Below are 19,811 nucleotides of genomic sequence, written 5' to 3'. Positions count from 1 at the left end.
AGACTTGGATCGCTACCAGAACGGTGCTGTTTCGGCATATGCGTCAGCCGGCGGGCGGTAGCGTGCCTGATAAAACTTTCAGGTTGGGCTGTGTTGAAACTGATTCAACTCGCTAAACCCGTCTTGATGACGGCAGGCGGTACCATGGCAGGTCAGATGGTTATGCTGTTTGCCCTGCCACTGATTGCTATGGGCTATGAGCCTGAAGAGGTTGGAGAATACAATTTTCTTTTTTCATCCGGTTATTTGCTGGCTTGTATACTGTGCTTCAAACTTGAGCTGGGCATTCTCAAAGAACGGGAGCAGGATGCACTTTTAGCCTATCGATTATGTCATCGAGTGGTCTTAACCAGTATGTTTGTTTTGTTTTTTCTGGTTATGATGTTTTCACAACGATCCAGTAGTGATTTTCTTTATTTGGTGTTTTTAGCTGCATTCTGGCACCTTGTGGCGGTTGGTCATTATTTCACTGTCAAACGACAGTATTTGAGGCTGTCCATACTGAAAGTCGTTCCCCCCATGCTTTTTCTGGTAGTTATAACTATTTCGGTATTCTCAGGGTTGCGTATACCAATATTTGATTTGCAGGCTGTCAGTTGGGCGCTGGGAATGCTGCTGTTTTGTGTGCCGGTATTAACTAAAAAGGATTCAGATAAAAAACTGGTCAGTTTTGAGGGATGTCGCCTTTATTATCATAAATACAAGAAACTTGTTTTGTATCAGCTGCCCGCTGATTTTTTCAGTGATATCTCAAAATTCTCAATGCCGTTACTTATTCCATTGTTTTACGGTCATCATGCAGCGGGTCTTTACATGCTTGCCAGTAAGTTGCTCTTTTTTCCATTAACACTTTTGAGCGCAAGTTTGGGGGTAGTGTATCGTCGGGAAGCGATTTCTGAATATGGGCAACCTGATAAATTTCTAAAGCTATTTAAAGAGGTTTTTGTGTTGTTGTTGGTTTTGATGACGTTTTATTTTTTAGCGGGCTATTACCTTGTTGAGCCAGTTATGCGTTTTATTTTTTCTGATCTCTGGGGTGAAGCGATAGATGTTGCTATTGCTCTAGTGCCTTTTGCGGCGATAGGTATTATGTATGACACAATGTCGAGTGTGTTTTTTATCCTTAATCGACAGTATTACCATTTGATAGTGCATGGGGTAAGTGTCTTTGTCGTTATGATGGTTGTGATGTTATCAGGTGTTTTTAGCCTTGAATTTGTTGAAAGTCTCCATGTGCTTTCATGGTCCATTTTTATAGTTCAATTAATTGGAGTGTTTTTTAGTTATCGCTGTGTTATTCGGTATTGTAATGCAGGTGAAATAAGTGAGTTGGGAATTTTATCATTAAAGCCTGAAATAGACATGAAGTCGTGAATGCGGCATGCCTAAAATACTTTATGTGACAACGGTGTATCAGACATTGGAAGTATTTATCTCTCCATTTGCTGAGCATTACAGGGCGAAGGGCTGGCAGGTTGATGGCATGGCTGCCGGTGTATTGCAAAGTGAAGTCTGTAAGAATAAGTTTGATAATTTGTATAATGTTCCGTTAAGTCGGAATATGTTCGATATATGCGGACAAATTAAATCATCAAAAGTGATCAGGGACGTTGTAATTAAGAATGATTACGATATTGTCCATACGCATACTCCTATTGTTTCTTTTTTAGTGAGGTTGCAGCTCAATAGCATTAAGGCGTCGATGAAAGTGAAAGTTGTTTATACGAGTCACGGGTTTCACTTTCACGATCATGGTAAATGGTTTAAGAACTTATTTTTTCGTTGGTGTGAAAAGATAGCCGGACCTTGGACAGACTATCTTGTTGTGATTAATCAGCATGATTACCAGTTCGTAAGAGAGAATGCTGTTGTGGCAACTGATCGATTAGAAAAGGTGCCGGGAATAGGTGTCGATTTATCATTATTTAATGAGGGTGTTGTTAGTGATTCATTATGTGTAGACAAGCGTCAGTCAATTTCTATTGGTGAGTATGACGTTGTTTTATTGATGGTTGCAGAGTTTTCTGTGGATAAAAGACATGTTGATGTTTTAGAGGCGTTAACTCATGTTGAATCTTCAAATGTCAGGGTTTTATTTGCAGGGGCTGGTCGTCTTGAAAGTCAATTAAAGACCGTGGCTAGTCAATTAGGTGTGTTGGATAAAGTCAGGTTTCTGGGCTTTCAACGTAATGTACCTTTGTTACTGAAATTGGCTGACTGTGTGTTGTTGCCCTCTGAGCGGGAAGGATTACCCCGTTGCTTACTTGAAGCCATGGCCATGGGGAAAGCCTGCCTGGTCTCTGATATTCGTGGTTGCCATGATCTGGTTTCTGATTCTAATGGATACCTTTACCCATGCCGGGATGTGAAGGGACTGGCGAGTATGATGGATTGGATCGCTAAGAATCCGCAGGAACTAAAGGATAAAGGGATTGCCGGAAAGAAAAAAGTTGCAGGCTATTCACTGGAAACCGTACTTGATTATCACGATGCTATCTATGAAGTACTTTTGACTGAAAAGGGATCAATGTTAGACAGGAATCAAAAAGATGAAATGGTGCCGTAGTAAGCGACTGTTTGATATCACTATTTCACTCAGCGCGTGCCTGATTTTATGGCCTGTGTTTTTTATTATTGCTGTGATTGTTTTGGTTCGTGATGGCTGGCCTGTCATTTTTGCCCATGAACGTGCTGGTTTGGCAGGGCAAGCGTTTGTTCTCTATAAGTTTCGTACGATGGCACCTCTTTCTGATAAGTCAGAGCTTGATCAAGATGCGCTGAGAATTACCCGACTCGGCAATTGGCTTCGTCATACGAGCCTGGATGAATTATCTCAACTATGGAATGTGATAAAAGGCGACATGAGCCTTGTTGGACCAAGGCCTTTACCGATGGCCTATGTGGATCGATATAACAGTGAGCAAAAGGAAAGACTGTCAGTGTTGCCAGGAATCACAGGTTGGGCACAAGTTAATGGCAGGAATGCCTTGAACTGGGATGAAAGGTTTGCGTTGGATATCTGGTATGTCGGGCATTGCTCATTCTGGCTTGATATGAAAATTCTCGTTCTGACAGTCGTAAAAGTGATGCAGCGAAAGGCAATTGTGCATGGAGGTACAGCGTCAGGTATCACAATGCCTGAGTTTATGGGAAGCGAACGGCAGTGTTGCGACAGGGAGGCAAGTGACTGATGCCGATAACATCCTGGCCGTCATTTACTCAGGAAGAAGCTAATGCGGTTTCCAGTGTTCTGTTGTCTAACAAGGTGAATTATTGGACAGGTAATGAAACACGCTTGTTTGAAAAGGAATATGCGCAATGGATAGGGGCCGGTCATGCGATAGCGTTGGCTAATGGAACTTTAGCGCTTGAGTTGTCATTGCTGGCATTGGGAATTGGTGCCGGGGATGAGGTGATTGTAACACCGAGATCTTTTATCGCGTCTGCCAGTTGTATTCTGCGTTGTGGTGCAGTGCCTGTTTTTGCAGACGTTGACCCCGATAGTCAGAATATAACAGCAAATACCATCGAAACGGTTTTGACTGACCGTACAAGGGCGATTATCTGTGTCCACATGGCCGGCTGGCCTTGTGACATGGACCCGATTCTTTCCCTTGCAAGGACACGTGGTATTTTTGTCGTTGAGGATTGTGCCCAGGCTCATGGTGCTTGCTACAAGGGAAAGCGAGTAGGAACGTTAGGTGATATTGCTGCCTGGTCTTTTTGTCAGGACAAGATTATGACGACAGGTGGCGAAGGGGGGATGGTCACAACCAATGACCCAAAACTCGCTCAAGCGGTCTGGTCTTTGAAAGAGCACGGCAAAACACCTGACGCTTTGGTGCCTCATACTTCCAAAACTACGGGGTATCGCTGGTTGCATGAGTCATTGGGCACTAATGCGCGAATGACTGAAATGCAGGCGGTAATTGGTCGTATTCAGCTGAAACGCGTTGATGACTGGGTGGTGCAGCGACAGGCTAACATGGCATCCATTTCAACGGTCTGCTCTCGCTATGCTGCATTCCGTATACCGGGCATACCCGATGATTTTGTACATGCGGGTTATCGTTTTTATCTGTTTGTGAAGCCGGAGCAGCTCGATAAAGGTTGGAGCCGTGACCGGATCCTGGCGGAAATTAACGCGCTTGGCGTACCCTGTTTTACGGGATCCTGTCCTGAGTTATACAGAGAGGCACTGTTTAATTCCCATGTATGTCATGTGAATGGTGGGTTGCATAATGCCGTAGAGTTAGGTCAAACGAGTCTTGCGTTTACTGTGCATCCATCATTATCAGTTGAAGACCTCGACAAAATTGAATCTTCGATTGAGTCGGTGATGAAGTATGCTGTGAAATAGTAGTGCTTAATTGCCTCGCTTATCATTATGCTGACATCTCAATTAATACATAAAATAAACAGTGGTCAGATATCTCGTGTTGAGAAAATAGATGGTTTTCTTAAGGCGAAAGTGTTGCCGTTAGGTTTGTTGTTTCAGATGACCGGAATGCTGTGGGTTAGTTCTAATGACCTATACATTATGTATACCTACATTTTTTGTTTTATTCCTGGGCTGTTATCTCTTTGTGCTCATTTATACTGTCATGGTTTTTTGAGTTCTCTTCGTGGTATGACAGCAGGCGAAAGACTGCTTTTGCTTCTTTTTGCCTGGATCTTTATTCATTCCTTTATTGTAGGTACAGATACAAATACAGATGTTGTGATCATTCGCTTGATCACACTGTGTCTTTATTTGTATGTTGTGCGCACAGTGGTTTTATATAGTGATAATGCTGAAAAAATGTTTCTTTGGGCTTGCGCTATAGCCACATTCTTTGCGCTCATAACCATGATTTATCACTATGGTGTTTTAGGTCGTTCTATGGGGTTGAGAGCTTTTGGTATTGAAGGTTACAGGGTTGGAAGCTTAGAGATTAAAGAGTTTGCCTATCTTGTCAGCCCTATTCTTGCGTCACTCTATTATGGTGTTTTTGCTGCAGTTTTATCTGCTTTCCTTATAGGTCACTCAAATAGAAGTGGTTTGGATGTTGTTTATATGTTTCTGGCTGTTTCTGTTATTGCTGTTTTTATTCTTCTCTCGGGATCGCGTGGTCCACTTGTCGCGTTAATGTGTATGTTGGGAATGGCTTTAATGCTCTTTGATAATCCTAGAAAGTCATTACTTGTTTTCATGCTGCTCGGCTTTTTTAGTCTGATTGTTTTTTTGTTTCATCAAAGAATAATAGATGAAATTAATAATGTGTTTTTAGGTGGGTTTAGTGGTCGTTTTGTTATATGGGAAAAAACGTTAGAGTATATATCTAAATCTCCATTGCTTGGGTATGGCAGTTTTGCTGAATACCAAGGGCCAGTCATAGGGGGACGTATTATGAAACACCCTCATAGCATGATCCTCGGAATTATATTTTATTGGGGGGTGCCAGCCGCAGTTGTTTACCTTGTTACAGTTGCATGGGGTGTGATAACGGCTTTTTTAAATAGGGAACAGCAGCATATGAGAATAGCTGGTTGTATACTGGTATTTGGTTTTGTTGGAATGTTAACTGATACGTATAACTTGCTGACGAGGCCTGGTTTAGAGTGGTTGCTTTTCTTCTTTCCTGTTGCTTTGTGTGTATCAAAAAAGCGCAAGTTTTGTATTCGTAATAGCTGATTTGCACTGGTTTTTACTTTGATGTCATAAAGGTTTTAAAGTAATAGCATGCTTTGGAAATGATGGTTTTTAGTAAATTCTCGTGTTTCTGTAATGAATGAAAAATTGATGAAGAACGGACTCTCTAATCAATTGCTTATTAGTGCATCGAAGATTATACAAATGCCTCGTGATACTAAGCATGCGATATTCGCCTGTCTTGATCTTGTGGCGGTATGGCTATGTTTGTGGTTGTCGCTATATATCCGGTTAGGTGACTATGAGCGTATAAACCCGTTAGGCGAGGCAAAACCTTTATACTTGTTGGCAACATTGTCAGCACTGGTAGCATTTAATTATGTAGGAATATATAAGGCACTTTTGCGTCATATGGATATCCATTATCTCGTTACTCTGTTTAAAGGGGCGGGGTATATGGTCTTTTTGATGCTTGCGTGTTATTTCCTTCTTCAACTGTCTGTTGTTTTACCTCGTTCTATTCCAGTTCTATTTGGCTTGCTTACCTTGGTTGTCATTGCGGGGTATCGTTATCTTTGTCGGTTATGGTTTTTAGATTTTGATAGAAATAATCTGATGCAACGAAAAATACTTCGTTCTAAATCATCCAGGAATGTACCTGCTGTTATTTATGGTGCTGGTGAGGCCGGTGTACAGCTGATGGAAGCCTTACGGTCAGGTGATGAATATGAACCTGTCGCATTTCTGGATGATGGTGTGGATTTGCATGGCCGATCTATCTCAGGTTGTCGTATTTATAACCCTGAAATTCTCGCTGAAGTGCTTGAAACATTCGAGTGCTGTGATGTGTTTTTGGCGCTACCGTCACTCTCACGACATCATTTAGCCAACATCGTTACTGGCATTGAAATGCCTGGGCTGAAGATCCAGTCCATACCGTCTTTGAAAGAGTTGGCTGGTGGCAAGTTTACGATTAATGATGTGCGAGATATTCGTGTAGAAGATGTTTTGGGGCGTGATGAGGTACCCGCGATAAATTCCCTGTTGGAGGAATCTGTCAAAGGCAAAGTAGTAATGGTCACAGGTGCTGCAGGTTCCATTGGCTCTGAGTTATGTCGGCAACTATTGGTGCTTAAGCCAAAAAAGCTGATTATGTTTGATCATTCAGAGTATGGTCTTTATAAAACAGGCGAAGCATTGAAAGCATTGAGTGTCGAACTGCAAAGCAGCACGTTGCTTGTTTCACTTTTAGGCACTATCACAGATGCCAGAAGCCTTGTTGACGCCATGACAGCTCATCATGTAGAAACGGTTTACCACGCTGCTGCCTACAAGCATGTGCCGCTGGTTGAAGACAATGTATTTGAGGCATTTCGTAATAATGTTTTGGGTACGTTGTTCTGTTCTCAAGCGGCCATTATCGCCAATGTCCAACGATTTATATTGATATCATCGGATAAGGCTGTTCGACCTGCCAACGTCATGGGGGCCTCCAAGCGAATGGCTGAAATGATTCTGCAGGCCATGAGCAGTCTGAATCTCATTACCTTATTTTCTGTGAGAAGTGACCCTCTATCTGGGTCAAAAACCACGTGCTTTGATACTACGCGTGTTAACCGTACCTCGTTTGCTATGGTGCGGTTTGGCAATGTTCTGGGTTCCAGTGGTTCCGTAGTGCCGTTGTTTCGTGAACAGATTCGAGCAGGTGGTCCGCTAACAGTGACACATCCGGAAATGAATCGCTTTTTTATGACGATTCGTGAAGCGGTTGAATTGGTCATTCAGGCCGGGGGAATGGACACGACTGGTGAAGTGTTTGTGTTGGATATGGGGGCACCTGTCAATATCACAACACTGGCAAAACAGATGATCAGGCTTTCAGGGTTAACGTTGAAAGATGATGCTCATCCTCAGGGGGATATTGAAATTGTTTATACCGGGCTAAGACCCGGTGAAAAACTGTATGAAGAGCTACTGATTGGTGATCAGTCTTCGCCCACTCGTCACGCCAAAATTTTTCATGCCAATGAAACTGTCATGAGTTGGTCTGAGATCACGTTTCTGCTTGATCGTATGTTGGCAGCTTATGCTGAAAGGGATATTGTGCAGTTAAAAGCGCTGTTTATGTCGGCAACACATTATTCACTGCCTGTCTCTGATAGCACTACTAACTCATCACTATAATTGAAACTCAGTAACCGATGGTGACTGCATTACATAGTCGTATGTGATTTTCCGCCCTGTTTTCTGCATTTTACCCTATCCTGTACTAACTCCCTTCAGCAATAGCGCCTCCATTAATCCAATGACCTTCGGTGTTTTCCATGAGCATGCTGATCAGTCTTGCAGGTATTCTGGTGTTAATTGGCATAGCCTGGCTTTTGTCGTCTAACCGTAAGGCCATTAACTGGCGTACGGTACTTGGGGCATTCCTCATCCAGGTCTGTTTTGGTGCATTTGTTCTCTACATTCCTTTTGGGAAAGACGTACTGGGAGGCATATCGTCTGCGGTTCAGCAAATCATGAACTATGCCAATGACGGGATAACCTTTGTTTTTGGGGATCTTGCACGCTTCAAAGTTGGGTTTATCTTCGCGATCAATGTCCTTCCCATGATTATCTTTTTTTCAGCATTAATATCGGTGTTGTACCACCTGGGAATTATGCAGCGAATTATTCAGTTGATTGGTGGAGCCCTGCAACGGGCGCTTGGTACCAGCAGAACGGAGTCATTGTCTGCCACGGGTAATATTTTTGTAGGTCAAACTGAAGCACCACTACTGGTAAAACCCTATATTGCCACGATGACACGTTCGGAATTGTTTGCTGTCATGGTGGGTGGCCTGGCATCTGTTGCGGGGTCAGTGCTTGCAGGCTACGCCAGCCTGGGTGTGGAGCTGAAATACCTGATTGCAGCAAGTTTTATGGCTGCGCCTGGCGGATTGTTGATGGCCAAGGTGATATATCCTGAAACATCACAGATTAATGAGGCTGTCACTGAGCTGAGTCGCGAGGAACATGCCAACCTTCTGGATGCGGCCGCAACCGGTGCTTCTTCGGGTATGCGCCTGGCGGTAAATGTTGGCGCAATGCTGCTGGCCTTTATTGCCTTGATTGCTTTGCTCAACGGGATCATTGGCAGTATTGGCGATCTGTTCGGGTTTGAGGATCTGAGCCTTCAGGAAATTCTGGGTTATCTGTTCTCACCTATCGCTTTTATCATCGGCATACCCTGGGATGAAGCGATTATGGCCGGTAGCATGATTGGGCAGAAGGTCATTGTTAACGAGTTTGTCGCCTACATTGATTTCATCAATATGCGGGATGTGTTGTCGACACATAGTCAGGCCATTATTACCTTTGCCCTGTGCGGGTTTGCCAACCTCTCGTCGATTGCCATATTGCTGGGGGGGTTGGGTGTGCTGGCACCGAGTCGACGTCATGATATTGCGTCAATGGGGCTGAAGGCAGTCATTGCGGGTACACTTTCTAACCTGATGAGTGCAGCGATTGCAGGTTTTTTTCTTTCATTATGAGCCCATCCCCCGATTGCCTTGATGTTTCGGTAGTTGAGCAGGCTAAAGCCGTCATAGTAGACTGGTGTCTGCAACAGATTTAATCGAATAATAATGAGTCTTATCCCGGATGGATAGCCAATGCGATGTAAAGGGATTGTTTTTGTTTTCATCATCGCTGCGTCGTTAGTTCAGCTCCCGCCAGCGTATGCAGCCAAACCTCCCAAAGGGTACCAATGGGAAGCCTGTGAACTCATCACGTGTTCCTTTCTTGTGCCTGATGGTTGGGAGTTTGAGCGCATTGAGAACAATAATACTGTACGGTTTGTGATCACCAAAAGGCGGCATAAGCAGCCACTGGCGCCACGAGTGCGGGTGAATGTATTGCAGCAGGCCCAATCCCGGACAGGCATTCCTGCCGAAAGGCATCTTGACCTCTTCATGAAAGATTTATACAAGTCATCCCGCGTGCTGGAGACCTGGCAGCGAAAAGGGGGGGCTTTTAAAAGTGTGGCTGCAACGGCTATTCATTATACCAATGCCAATAATCCAACCCAGCAATTTAATCTGCTGATAGCCAATGTTGTTACGGGTACCTTGTATGTGATGAGTTTCGAGGCAGTGCCTGAATTCTGGGACCAGGAATGGATTACGGTAGAACAGATATTCGAGCAGTTACGGCTGGATGAGCGGGTTTAGCGACTAATGGAAGAAGGGGAGTGTGAGAAAACCTTTCAAGACCATTGCATTTAAGATATCGGTAAAGAATGAGCCGAGTAACGGGATAATCAAAAGCGCTTTTGGTGAAGGGCCAAATTTCGTCGTGATCGTTTCAACATTAGCCATCCCTACTGGGGTTGCGCCGAGACCTGAGCCGATAAATCCGGAAGAGATAACCGCGGCATCATAATCACGACCAGCAAACCGGAAAACAATAAAATACACGAACAGTACGCTAATTACCGTTTGGGCAAGGGTGATAATAACCAGAGACGATGCAGTATTGGCCAGCAATCCCAGCTGAAGTGACAGCAGGCTCATGGCGATAAACAACTCCAGTGACACGTCACCCCATAACGATAGCAGTCCGGTATCCGATTGACGTTTATAGACAGTTCCCAAATTGGCAATGATGATGCCTATGAGTAGTACAGGAAGAAATTCCGGCATGATGATTTTGTGGCTTTCCAGCCACTGGTGCAGGTAGAGGCCTGCACTGATGGTGATGCTGATTTCCAGAAGAACACGGAACAGGCTTGTCATATCAACCGGTACATATTCTTTTTGTGATTGGGTTTCTATAACGTACGGTGCACGATGATGATTGCCGTACAGTGAATTCTGGTTGATAAGGTTGTGAGCCAGCGGTCCACCCAGTATGCCGCCCAGAATGAGCCCCAGTGTCGCTGCAATCAGGCCAAACTCTTGTGCCCCTATATGGCCATTCTGTTCAAAGTAACTGCCCCAGGTGATGGCCGTGCCATGACCGCCTGCAAAAGCGATGGAACCGGCCAGAAGCCCATTGACGGGGTCCTGGCCCAGCAGCAGGGCGAAAAGAACGCCCGTTGTATTTTGCAGAATCAGGAACGCCAGCATCACAAAGAGCAAAACCATCAGTGTTTTGCCGCCACTAAGGAGCAGGCTGAAACGCGCATTAAGGCCTACGGTACTGAAAAACATCAGAAGCAATAGATCCCTCAGTTCCAGATCAAAATGAAAGGAGAGGGAGGTTTCACTGGCAATCAGTGTCAAAAGTACACTGCTGAGTAGGCCGCCGGTGACAGGAGCAGGAATATTGTATTCCTGCAGAAACCGGCTTTTTCGGGTGAGATAAAGACCTATATACAGTACAACAATGCTGGCCAGTAGAAGATTTATGCCGGCAAGTGTGATTGTCATGATAGAAGAGTCAATCTCAAATAAATTTTACCTTGTTCTAAAAGTATTAGAGCACGTGGGCCAATAGTGCCAACTCAGTTGATGATGCGTCATTATTCATAACGAGCCGTCTATCTTTCAACGCATTGTATCGGTTGCTAATGGGACATAAAGAAAAGATCCCGGATTGGTTGATAGCTTTTCAAGGCAGGTGTCACGGCGCTGCAGTCTCGCTTGTTTCATGCTGGCCACCCAGGGTTTGATGGCATTGAATTCTGGCAATGGCTGGTTGGGGCTGAGCTGAATAAACAGTGGTAGTGGTGTGTTGATTTGTCCCGGGTATTGAGAGCGTAGCGACTTATCGCTTCGTCTCAGGGTTTCAATGTGATCAGACCAGCTAAGGTTAGCCCGCAAATGCGGTGCGAGTGGTCGCTTGATGACGACGATGGTTTCTTTGTGCATTTGTTCCAGTTGTTTTATGTCATCCAATATCACCTGGCTTGGTGTAAATTTGTCTTTTAGATGCTGAATGGCTTTTTCAGCGGTTAATCTGACGGTTCCATGGGTGCCTGACGCCCAGCTGAAACCGACCCGTGAAGGGGCTTGTTCAAACAATTTTACCTGGCGATAGCATTGCACAAAGTGCAGATGTTGCACTTTAAGGTGCCCCAGTAAACCATCGCGTAATTCTTTTGAGCTGAAGTCAGTCATTTTGATCGATTCGCCAAACAGGTGGCGGTAGTGCAACATGGCTGCCTTGAAATCTGCTTTGCTTTGGTTAAATGACTGCCCCAATTCCAGCGTTTTATTTGAGATGCCAATGAGTCCTGTGAGTTTCAGGGTTTGCTGGCGTTGTTGGTCATCCTGATAGGTCAGACTGCTTGCAGCCTGTGCGGCCTGTTCCCGTGCTGAAACTGATGATTGATGCTCTTGTTCCATAACCCATGCTGGCAGGTCACGATCATTGGTAACGGCATCCCGAAACAACCTTGCATGATCGATCAGTGAAAGGAGGGTATCTCTTACAGCAAGTCGGGCTGCGGTTTTTAAATTCGACATAATATACAATCATTAGTCTTGACTCATTCTTTGTACTCCTGAAAGGCCTGTGATGCAACAGGCAGATATAGGAATCACATCAAGACCATTTGATCGCTGGTGGTAAATAGGTCAACAGGCTGTCGATCGGCGAGTAGATCTGATTATCAATAATCAGCCTCTTTCGATAAGAGGGGCAAGGAAGGCCTTCTGTTCCCTATGAGCAATGAACTGTTCGAGTAAGTCAAAATAGCCGGCTACATTGAAAAAGGCGCAAGGCTTACGATGATAATTCGGAATTCCCCACGTCCAGGTTTCAAAAATCTCTTCCATTGTGCCGGCACCGTCAGGCAGGGCAATAAAGCCGCCTGAGAGGTCAGTCATCAGGGCTTTGCGTTTTGCATATCCTTTACCACATGCAGTTGTGTTAATCCCTGGTGTGCCAGTTCCCGAGATTTAAGGGGCTCCGGAATCACTCCAATGACTGACCCGCCGGCTTCCAGTGTGGCATCAGCCGGAATGCCCATCAAGCTGACATGTCCTCCACCGTAGACAAGCTCTATATTCCTGTTTGCTATTTCTCTTGCTGTCAATTTGGCGGCATCTGTATAAATGGTGTGATTACCTGCAGCTGATCCACAAAACACCGCTAAACGTTTCATGTGTCATTTCCTTTTCAGCTCGCTTGATAATTGTCATGAGGTGTGGCCTGGAGAGATAAAACAATATCTCCTATTCATCGTTTCAGGCAGCATAAGGTATGTTAGATTTTGGGTTATCAGAAAGGTGTTTGCTTTTCTTGCGACAAAAGTAGTAGGGATGACATTGCCCTTTTGGCCGGAACTTTTTAGTCCAACAAGTCTCTAATCCCATAAGCAAGCATAGTCTGCTCGCCAACGATCAACATGAAGCATAAGGATTTGCAGGACAGAACTGCATCGGCTCCATGAGTTTTCAAGGGTTTTCCCTGAAATACCACCATTTAACGGACTTGTGGTGTACATCTCGGCATTGGCTTTGTTGTGCGTGCATCCTGCGATCCGGTTTGGTGCTGGGTGTGACATTAGTTCTATGTTTTAACGGTGTCAGGGAGTGCAATATGTCATTGATGATACGATTGATAAAATCCCGCAGAGAGAAGCGGCTATCGCAGCAGGCGCTGGCTGATCTGATCGGGGTGTCCAGAAGTGCGCTGGCCCAGTGGGAAACCGATATGAGCCGTCCCAGCCTGGACAATTTACGCAAAATTTCTGAAACATTGGGTGTGTCGTTTGAATGGATAGCGACAGGAAGAGGAAATCAGTACATCACCAGTAATACCGATGAAATCAGCGATGATGAGCTGGATGATGAAATCAACCGCCTGCTGGGGCGTTTGAATCCGCGCCACAAGAAAGCATTGTTGGATGTGATCCGCGTAATGCACTAAACAATAAGAAAAATGATCAGATACAAAAAAAGCACCGAGATGGTGCTTTTTTTGTTGCGGACAACAACCTTAGTTGTTGACTGCGTCCTTCAGCTTGCTTCCCGCCTTGAACTGGGGGATTTTAGCGGCAGGGATGTCGATCTCTGCGCCAGTCTGCGGGTTGCGGCCCTTACGTGCAGAACGGGTGCCAACACCGAAGGTACCGAAGCCGATCAGCTGAACGGACTCACCGCGAACCAGGGCTTCCTGGGTAGAATGCAAAAATGCATTGATGGCCATTTCGGCCTTGCTCTTGGGCAGGTCTGCCTGTTCAGCAACTGCTTCAATCAGCTCTTTTTTGTTCATGTCGAGTCCTGGAAATAACTACAGCCAAAGATGCAAGGCGGGCGATAATACACGAAATAAATTGAGGCTCATAGCGGTTTAACCCTTATTTTTAGCGACTTGTCATAAGACCATGGTCACGTGTCAGCTGTTTCAGTCGGTGTTTTTCAGGGGTGTAATATTGTTGGGTCGTGGTGATGGACTCGTGTCCGGCAAAAATCGACAGGTCTTCAATGTCCATGATTTTGGCAAGGTGCGATAACGCAGTATGACGCAGGGAGTGAAACGTTTTACCCCTTAGTCGGTTGGCAAGATCCGGATCCTGTGGTTCAACACGACGTGCGCAGAACTCCATGAACTGACTGAACCATTTCCTGATCTGGCGCGGTGTCATGGAGCGGTAGCTTTCAGCATCAGGTGTGACAGGGCAGAGCAGTGGAGCCAAAGGAAAATTGTCCCTGGCAAAGTCAGATATGCCATGAAAACGACGGTATCGAATAATCGCCTGAAGCATGTGCTCGTTAACGGGCAACGTCCGCAATCGACGACCTTTACCGTGTATTTCCAGGGTCAGGTCGCCCTGGTTGTCAGTGCGAATATTCTTGCAGGTATGTTGTGCGAGTTCAGATTGTCGCAGAGCACCACCGTAGGTAATGGCAATGACATAGTGCAGGCGTGCTTTTTCCTGTTGCTGTCGCTTGGTTTTCTCGGGGTAGCTGGCAAGTGAATCCAGCAGTGCCTGCCATTCATCCTCAAAGAAGTACCTTGGCTCACTATGGCCTCGTGCAAACTTTTCACCGGTTTTATCAAAGCCGCTGACCGGGTTTCCCTGGAGATAGCCTGTTGTATGCAGGTAGCTGAAAAAGCTGCTGAGTACGGTAATGATCTGGTCAGTACTTTTGCCCGGTTTGACCGGGTTCGGGAAATACACTTTTTGCGGATTGTTGTGATCGATGCCCGGCTGGCGCCAGTGTGGCCAGGGCGCCTGCATGAAATGCACGTAAGTTTCCACATCGGCCACCGTAATGTCGGCATAGCCTTTGATCAGCTCCTTGCGAATAAAGGCCGTAAATCGCACCAGTTCACGGGTATAGCGGCGCAGCGTTTCATCAGAACGTCGTGCAGCACGGCGCAGGAACAGGCTGAGAGCCTCTTTGTCCGATGAAACGCCGAGCCGGTTGTGGCTCGTTCGCGTTTCAGAGACAACGTCGTGTGTTTGGGAGAGTGTTGAAATGTCATGCATGGCGAGACTATATCAGCGACTCAGGCTGACTGTCTTCAGGACTCAGCGTGACAGAAACGCTTCAACGGTGTCATTGAAGGCAGCCATCTGGTCGGCGGGTGTACCATGCCCGGAATCTTTGATGGTATGAAGCCTGGCTTCCGGGATCGTGTTACAGCATGCCATCGCTGAAGATAGTGAAAAGAAGTCACGATCCCCGCGAATGAACAGTGTCTCAGCGGAAATGTCCGGTAACCAAAGTGACAGGTCTGTGGCTATCAGGCTGTCGAGACAGGCCGAGAGTAACTTTGGATCATTCTCCTGCCAACGTTGTCGTAGAACCTCTCTGACAGGATGAAGATGATCGCCTGGCAGTAATGAATGCACCATGATTTTTGCGAGTGTTGGCATGGGGATTAGCGGCATTAGGCGGCGAAATTTAAGTAATGTTCGGTAGGGCAGTGTCGTGTGATGCAGGGACGTCGCTGTATTCACCAGAATGAGTTGGTCGACCCTGACCGGGTATTTGGCAGCCAGGGCCATGGCCACCATGCCCCCCATGGAAATTCCCATGACATTGCAGGCTTCAATCTTCAGGCTTTCGAGGAGATGGTGCAGATCATCCGCCATCACCGGGATGCTGTAATCAGTAGCGGCGCCGGTTTTTCCATGACCCCTCAAATCCACCAGAATCAGTTGGTGTTGTTTTTTCAGCGTGGGAATTTGCAGTTGCCAGTCCTGCATGCTGGAAGCAAGCCCATGGATCATCATCAGGGGCTTGCCTTCACCGATCACATCATAATGGAGTTCCGTTCCATTAATGCTTGCCTTAGCCATACATTGCCTCCGTTCTACTGTTAACTGTAGAACGGTTGACCAGAGTATGGGGGATTTCAGCGGTGGGAGTGACAGAGGGCCAGGAAAGCCTCCAGTGTTGGTTTACGGTGCTGGTTGTGATGAGTCAGCAGATAAAAGTGCCTTTTCAGATCCAGAAAGGGGGTTTCTATCAGGCTGAGCTTGCCTTCCTGGATGGCGTCATTGACGGCGAGTTCCGATAAACAGGCAAGCCCCAATCCGGCAATCACGGCTTGCTTGATGGCTTCCGTTTGTTCAAGTTCCAGGAGAATTTTAATGTTCGGCAGTTTGGATACGATCGCATAATCAAACAGTGCACGGGTGCCGGAACCGGCTTCACGGACAATCCAGGGATAGGCGGCCAGTTGCTGCGGGCTGACCTCCGGCTCTTTCGCCAGGGGATGGTTCTTGGGCGCCACGATAACCAGGCGATCTTCTCGCCAGGCTTCAACCGCAATGGACGGGTGGTGGCAGATACCTTCGATTATTGCGGCATCCAATTCATGACGCAGGAGTTTGTCGATGATTTTTTCTGAATTCTGAATGCTGTAACGGCCATCAATGCCCGGAAATTCCTGCTGCATGGTGGCAATGATGTCAGGTAACAGGTAACTGCCAATCGTCAGGCTGCTGCCAATGGATAAGCTGCCGGAAAGTGTATGACTGTCATGCAGGAACAGATTTTCAAGATCACTGGCGCGACCCAGCAGTTCGCAGGCCAGGGCCAGCATGCGTTGACCCTGATCGTTGAGTGTCAGCCGGTTGCTGTAACGGTCAAACAGTTGCGTATTTAGCTGTTTTTCCAGTTCTGCCAGCGCCATGCTGGCTGCCGGTTGTGACATATGCAAAGCCTCCGCCGCGATCCGTACCTGCTGGTGTCTGGCTATGGCGGTGAAGACTTCAAGCTGTCTCAGGGTAATGTGCATGGGAAGCGTCGTAGGTTGAAAGAATCCTGTCAGGCCAGGAATAAGAATAACTTATACAGCCTATTTAAAACATCGAATATTCTTATTCGAATTAGCGTATTAGGATCACCGGGTTAACGCTTTCGAGGTAAATTCGTGATGGCTGATATAAATGCCCCCGGTTGTATGATGTCGACAGCACAGGTTCCTCTTCGGGAGCGCTTGAAGAATGTCCCGACCCCGTTAGGCGGACTTGGTCTGGCAACTGCCAGCCTGGGTGGAACCTGGGCGTTGTACGCGCCCCGTTTTGCGGAACAGTCTAAGCTGCTCGCGGCCCTGATTGGTGGGCTGTTTATCCTGCTGGTCGTGTCAAAGTTTGTCGTTAATTCAAAGCTACTGAAGGATGATATTTCCCATCCGGTAGCGGGCAGTATTATGCCTACGATTGCCATGGGTACCATGGTGGTGGCCGCATCCTTGTTACCCTATGCGCCGGCGTTTGCCCGTGGTTTGTGGTTAGCTGCGATTGCCGCCCATATCACCCTGCTGATTTTATTTGCTGTCTACCGGATAAGAGAGTTCCGGTTGGAACATATGGTGCCCAGCTGGTTTGTGCCGCCGGTCGGTATCATCGTTGCTGCGGTGACCTGTAAGGGTATGGGTTATGACGCGCTGGTCCATGCCATTTTCTATTTCGGGCTGGTGGCTTACCTGATTAAACTGCCGCTGATGATGTATCGCCTGATTTTCAAGGATTGCATCCCCCAGGCGGCCTTGCCCACGATCGCAATCATGGGCGCACCGGCATCACTGACGCTCGCCGGTTACCTGGCCGCTTTTGATGAGCCTAACCTGATTCTGGTTGGTGCGCTTGTGCCGCTGGCGCTGTTCATGACCCTGTTGGTCTATGTCGCCTTTTTCAAACTGCTTCGATTACCGTTTTCACCGGGCTATGCGGCTTTTACGTTCCCGATGGTGATCGGCGCAACAGCGATGTTCAAATTTGCAGCGCTGATCCAAAGCGAGGTGCCAGCACACATTTACAACCTGTTTTATGGAGTGGCTGTCTTTGAGATGTATATTGCGTCAGCGATTGTCTTTTATGTGGCGCTTCGCTACGGAATGCACTATCTAATACGTCGTTAAGTCATTGTGAAACCATCCTTTGAAGCCCTGATCTTGGTCAGGGCTTTTTTTGTGTACTGCAAAAGGGGAGTGGTGACGTATAATTCCCAGTTTCGACGTGATGCTTCAGCCGTTTGCTGTCCGAAAGTACGCACTGCTGACCTGTCATGCTGTATGAACCCCCGAATTGTTAACGGAAAACAATGACTGTCCGTACCCGAGTGGCCCCGTCGCCGACCGGTGATCCGCATGTCGGCACCGCTTATATCGCCCTGTTCAACCTGGCTTTCGCACGCAGTCAGGGTGGTGAGTTTATCCTGCGTATTGAAGATACTGACCAGCAGCGCAGTACCCCGGAATCTGAGCAGATGATCCTCGATTCCCTCCGCTGGCTTGGCCTTGAGTGGAGTGAAGGGCCGGATGTCGGTGGTCCTCACGGCCCTTACCGGCAGAGCGAACGTGGTGAAATTTACGCGAAACATGCGGACATCCTGCTGGAAAAAGGGCATTCATTCCGTTGCTTCTGCTCCGCTGAGCGTCTGGACGCACTGCGTGCCGAACAAATGGAAAACAAGCAGACGCCGGGTTACGACGGCCACTGTCTCCACCTGAGCGAAGCTGACGTGCAGGCCAAACTGGCGGCAGGCGAGCCCCATGTGGTGCGGATGAAAGTGCCGGAAAGCGGTACCTGCGTTGTTGACGACATGCTGCGCGGCACCATTGAAATTGATTGGTCCCAGATTGATATGCAGGTGCTGGTCAAAGCTGATGGCATGCCAACCTATCACCTCGCGAACGTGGTGGATGACCACCTGATGGGGATTACCCATGTGATTCGTGGTGAGGAGTGGATTAACTCCGCACCCAAGCACAAGCTGCTTTATCAGTACTTTGACTGGGAGATGCCGACGCTTTGCCATATGCCGCTGCTGCGTAATCCGGACAAGAGCAAACTGTCCAAGCGCAAGAATCCGACCAGTATTAACTACTACCGTCGTATGGGTTATCTGCCGGAAGCGGTGCTGAACTATCTTGGCCGGATGGGTTGGTCCATGCCGGATGAGAGGGAGAAGTTCACCCTTAACGAAATGGTCGAACACTTTGATATTCAAAGGGTTTCACTGGGTGGTCCGATTTTCGACCAGGAAAAACTGGCCTGGTTAAACGGCAGCTGGATTCGTGAAAACCTGACCGTGGATGAATTTGCCGATCGTCTGCACGGTTGGCTGATCAACGATGATTACATGCGTCAGTTTCTGCCGTTTGCCAAGGAGCGTGCAGAGCGGTTTACCGATTTCATGGCGCTGTCCGGCTTTATGTTCACCGGTATGTTGAACCTGGCGCCGGAATCATTCGCCCATAAGAAGCTGGATGATGCTGGTGTGAAAAAGGCGCTGCAGTTTGCCCTATGGCGCTTGGAAGCGTTGCGCCAGTGGGATAAAGACGCCATCTTTGCCGAAATCAAAACACTGGCCAAAGCCATTGATCTGAAAGTAGGGGAGTTGATGCAGCCCATTTTTGTGGCCATCGCCGGTACCCCGAATTCGTGGTCTGTGGTGGATTCCATGGAAATACTGGGTCCCGATATGAGCCGCGCACGTATCCGTCATGCCATCGAGATTCTGGGTGGTGTGTCCAAGAAAGAAGCCAAACGACTGGAAAAAGAGTACAAGCAGCTGGCTGACGCTTGATCTGATGGCCAGCAGTGACGATTGTTGCTGCTGGCCTGTCTGTTTTATCGAATCCTTTTCTGTTTCTCTTCGCCATTCTCGGTAAGTACGTTCGTTTCGTTCTTAAAAGAGCGAATCGATATGCTTGACAGGTTATAAGCGCGCCCATAGAATTCGCCCCGCATTCCGGCACTGACTTCACGCCGGACAGCGCGGAA

General features: G+C 47.1%; 17 protein-coding genes and 1 pseudogene. 11 read left to right on the top strand and 7 right to left on the bottom strand.

The features are described 5' to 3' along the window. Positions 1-90: 90 nt before the first annotated feature. The 8 genes from AC27K1_RS16845 to AC27K1_RS16810 all read left to right on the top strand — a co-directional run bounded on the left by AC27K1_RS16845 (position 91) and on the right by AC27K1_RS16810 (position 9,846). Positions 91-1,374 (top strand): lipopolysaccharide biosynthesis protein, encoded by a 1,284-nt coding sequence (locus AC27K1_RS16845; protein ID WP_487151964.1) that lies wholly within the window; start codon positions 91-93, stop codon positions 1,372-1,374. 7 nt (positions 1,375-1,381) lie between these two features. After that, entirely contained in the window at positions 1,382-2,566 is a 1,185-nt protein-coding gene (locus AC27K1_RS16840) for a glycosyltransferase (RefSeq protein WP_487151963.1), read from the top strand. Then, positions 2,550-3,191 carry a sugar transferase gene (locus AC27K1_RS16835; protein ID WP_487151962.1) on the top strand — a complete coding sequence of 214 codons (642 nt, stop codon included), beginning with the start codon at positions 2,550-2,552 and terminating at the stop codon, positions 3,189-3,191. Before AC27K1_RS16840 ends, AC27K1_RS16835 begins: the two co-directional genes overlap by 17 nt. Beyond that, entirely contained in the window at positions 3,191-4,360 is a 1,170-nt protein-coding gene (locus AC27K1_RS16830; protein WP_487151961.1) for a DegT/DnrJ/EryC1/StrS family aminotransferase, read from the top strand. The genes AC27K1_RS16835 and AC27K1_RS16830 overlap by 1 nt, the downstream gene beginning before the upstream one ends. A gap of 27 nt (positions 4,361-4,387) precedes the next feature. Continuing rightward, positions 4,388-5,674, top strand: coding sequence for an O-antigen ligase family protein (locus tag AC27K1_RS16825; protein WP_487151960.1), 1,287 nt, complete (start codon positions 4,388-4,390; stop codon positions 5,672-5,674). Between the two features lie 93 nt (positions 5,675-5,767). Next, complete coding sequence (locus tag AC27K1_RS16820; protein ID WP_487151959.1) at positions 5,768-7,816, top strand: polysaccharide biosynthesis protein; 2,049 nt, start codon at positions 5,768-5,770, stop codon at positions 7,814-7,816. A 140-nt stretch (positions 7,817-7,956) separates the two neighbouring features. After that, positions 7,957-9,168: a NupC/NupG family nucleoside CNT transporter gene (locus tag AC27K1_RS16815; RefSeq protein ID WP_487151958.1), complete on the top strand. Its 1,212-nt coding sequence runs from the start codon at positions 7,957-7,959 to the stop codon at positions 9,166-9,168. A 120-nt stretch (positions 9,169-9,288) separates the two neighbouring features. Beyond that, positions 9,289-9,846 (top strand): hypothetical protein, encoded by a 558-nt coding sequence (locus AC27K1_RS16810; protein WP_487151957.1) that lies wholly within the window; start codon positions 9,289-9,291, stop codon positions 9,844-9,846. Between the two features lie 3 nt (positions 9,847-9,849). On the opposite strand, the gene gltS is transcribed toward AC27K1_RS16810, so the two are convergent. From gltS to AC27K1_RS16795, 3 genes and pseudogenes are all read right to left on the bottom strand, one after another. After that, on the bottom strand, positions 9,850-11,046 hold the full coding sequence (gene gltS, locus AC27K1_RS16805; protein WP_487151956.1) for a sodium/glutamate symporter: 1,197 nt from the start codon (positions 11,044-11,046) through the stop codon (positions 9,850-9,852). Between the two features lie 117 nt (positions 11,047-11,163). Beyond that, a complete protein-coding gene (locus AC27K1_RS16800; protein WP_487151955.1) occupies positions 11,164-12,084 on the bottom strand; it encodes a hypothetical protein in 921 nt (306 codons plus the stop codon). A 153-nt stretch (positions 12,085-12,237) separates the two neighbouring features. Next, positions 12,238-12,725, bottom strand: a pseudogene (locus AC27K1_RS16795) (LOG family protein). Positions 12,726-13,162: 437 nt separating this feature from the next. Between AC27K1_RS16795 and AC27K1_RS16790 the strand changes: the two are divergent. Further along, positions 13,163-13,492, top strand: a complete 330-nt coding sequence (locus AC27K1_RS16790) for a helix-turn-helix transcriptional regulator (RefSeq protein WP_345193147.1) — start codon at positions 13,163-13,165, stop codon at positions 13,490-13,492. A 69-nt stretch (positions 13,493-13,561) separates the two neighbouring features. On the opposite strand, the gene AC27K1_RS16785 is transcribed toward AC27K1_RS16790, so the two are convergent. The 4 genes from AC27K1_RS16785 to AC27K1_RS16770 all read right to left on the bottom strand — a co-directional run bounded on the left by AC27K1_RS16785 (position 13,562) and on the right by AC27K1_RS16770 (position 16,819). Next, positions 13,562-13,837 carry an HU family DNA-binding protein gene (locus tag AC27K1_RS16785; RefSeq protein WP_211829214.1) on the bottom strand — a complete coding sequence of 92 codons (276 nt, stop codon included), beginning with the start codon at positions 13,835-13,837 and terminating at the stop codon, positions 13,562-13,564. A 91-nt stretch (positions 13,838-13,928) separates the two neighbouring features. Further along, on the bottom strand, positions 13,929-15,059 hold the full coding sequence (locus AC27K1_RS16780; protein WP_487151954.1) for a tyrosine-type recombinase/integrase: 1,131 nt from the start codon (positions 15,057-15,059) through the stop codon (positions 13,929-13,931). A gap of 42 nt (positions 15,060-15,101) precedes the next feature. After that, positions 15,102-15,875, bottom strand: a complete 774-nt coding sequence (locus AC27K1_RS16775) for an alpha/beta fold hydrolase (protein ID WP_487151953.1) — start codon at positions 15,873-15,875, stop codon at positions 15,102-15,104. Between the two features lie 56 nt (positions 15,876-15,931). Further along, positions 15,932-16,819: a LysR substrate-binding domain-containing protein gene (locus AC27K1_RS16770; protein ID WP_487151952.1), complete on the bottom strand. Its 888-nt coding sequence runs from the start codon at positions 16,817-16,819 to the stop codon at positions 15,932-15,934. Positions 16,820-16,957: 138 nt separating this feature from the next. Here AC27K1_RS16770 and AC27K1_RS16765 point away from each other — a divergent pair, with 138 nt between their 5' ends. Next, positions 16,958-17,944, top strand: coding sequence for a TDT family transporter (locus AC27K1_RS16765; protein ID WP_487151951.1), 987 nt, complete (start codon positions 16,958-16,960; stop codon positions 17,942-17,944). 182 nt (positions 17,945-18,126) lie between these two features. After that, positions 18,127-19,614, top strand: a complete 1,488-nt coding sequence (gltX, locus tag AC27K1_RS16760) for a glutamate--tRNA ligase (protein ID WP_487151950.1) — start codon at positions 18,127-18,129, stop codon at positions 19,612-19,614. The last annotated feature ends 197 nt before the right edge of the window (positions 19,615-19,811 follow it).

The organism is Kistimonas ophiarachnellae (genome assembly GCF_057552235.1).
This window is presented reverse-complemented; position numbering and strand designations above follow the sequence as displayed.

Excerpts from the sequence above, each read along its gene's own strand:
- AC27K1_RS16770 (WP_487151952.1), bottom strand. The coding sequence starts at position 16,819 with ATGCACATTACCCTGAGACAGCTTGAAGTCTTCACCGCCATAGCCAGA.
- AC27K1_RS16785 (WP_211829214.1), bottom strand. The coding sequence starts at position 13,837 with ATGAACAAAAAAGAGCTGATTGAAGCAGTTGCTGAACAGGCAGACCTG.
- AC27K1_RS16825 (WP_487151960.1), top strand. The coding sequence starts at position 4,388 with ATGCTGACATCTCAATTAATACATAAAATAAACAGTGGTCAGATATCT.
- AC27K1_RS16800 (WP_487151955.1), bottom strand. The coding sequence starts at position 12,084 with ATGTCGAATTTAAAAACCGCAGCCCGACTTGCTGTAAGAGATACCCTC.
- AC27K1_RS16835 (WP_487151962.1), top strand. The coding sequence starts at position 2,550 with ATGAAATGGTGCCGTAGTAAGCGACTGTTTGATATCACTATTTCACTC.
- AC27K1_RS16815 (WP_487151958.1), top strand. The coding sequence starts at position 7,957 with ATGAGCATGCTGATCAGTCTTGCAGGTATTCTGGTGTTAATTGGCATA.
- gltX (WP_487151950.1), top strand. The coding sequence starts at position 18,127 with ATGACTGTCCGTACCCGAGTGGCCCCGTCGCCGACCGGTGATCCGCAT.
- AC27K1_RS16765 (WP_487151951.1), top strand. The coding sequence starts at position 16,958 with ATGGCTGATATAAATGCCCCCGGTTGTATGATGTCGACAGCACAGGTT.
- AC27K1_RS16810 (WP_487151957.1), top strand. The coding sequence starts at position 9,289 with ATGCGATGTAAAGGGATTGTTTTTGTTTTCATCATCGCTGCGTCGTTA.
- AC27K1_RS16775 (WP_487151953.1), bottom strand. The coding sequence starts at position 15,875 with ATGGCTAAGGCAAGCATTAATGGAACGGAACTCCATTATGATGTGATC.
- AC27K1_RS16780 (WP_487151954.1), bottom strand. The coding sequence starts at position 15,059 with ATGCATGACATTTCAACACTCTCCCAAACACACGACGTTGTCTCTGAA.
- gltS (WP_487151956.1), bottom strand. The coding sequence starts at position 11,046 with ATGACAATCACACTTGCCGGCATAAATCTTCTACTGGCCAGCATTGTT.
- AC27K1_RS16830 (WP_487151961.1), top strand. The coding sequence starts at position 3,191 with ATGCCGATAACATCCTGGCCGTCATTTACTCAGGAAGAAGCTAATGCG.
- AC27K1_RS16790 (WP_345193147.1), top strand. The coding sequence starts at position 13,163 with ATGTCATTGATGATACGATTGATAAAATCCCGCAGAGAGAAGCGGCTA.
- AC27K1_RS16840 (WP_487151963.1), top strand. The coding sequence starts at position 1,382 with ATGCCTAAAATACTTTATGTGACAACGGTGTATCAGACATTGGAAGTA.
- AC27K1_RS16820 (WP_487151959.1), top strand. The coding sequence starts at position 5,768 with ATGAATGAAAAATTGATGAAGAACGGACTCTCTAATCAATTGCTTATT.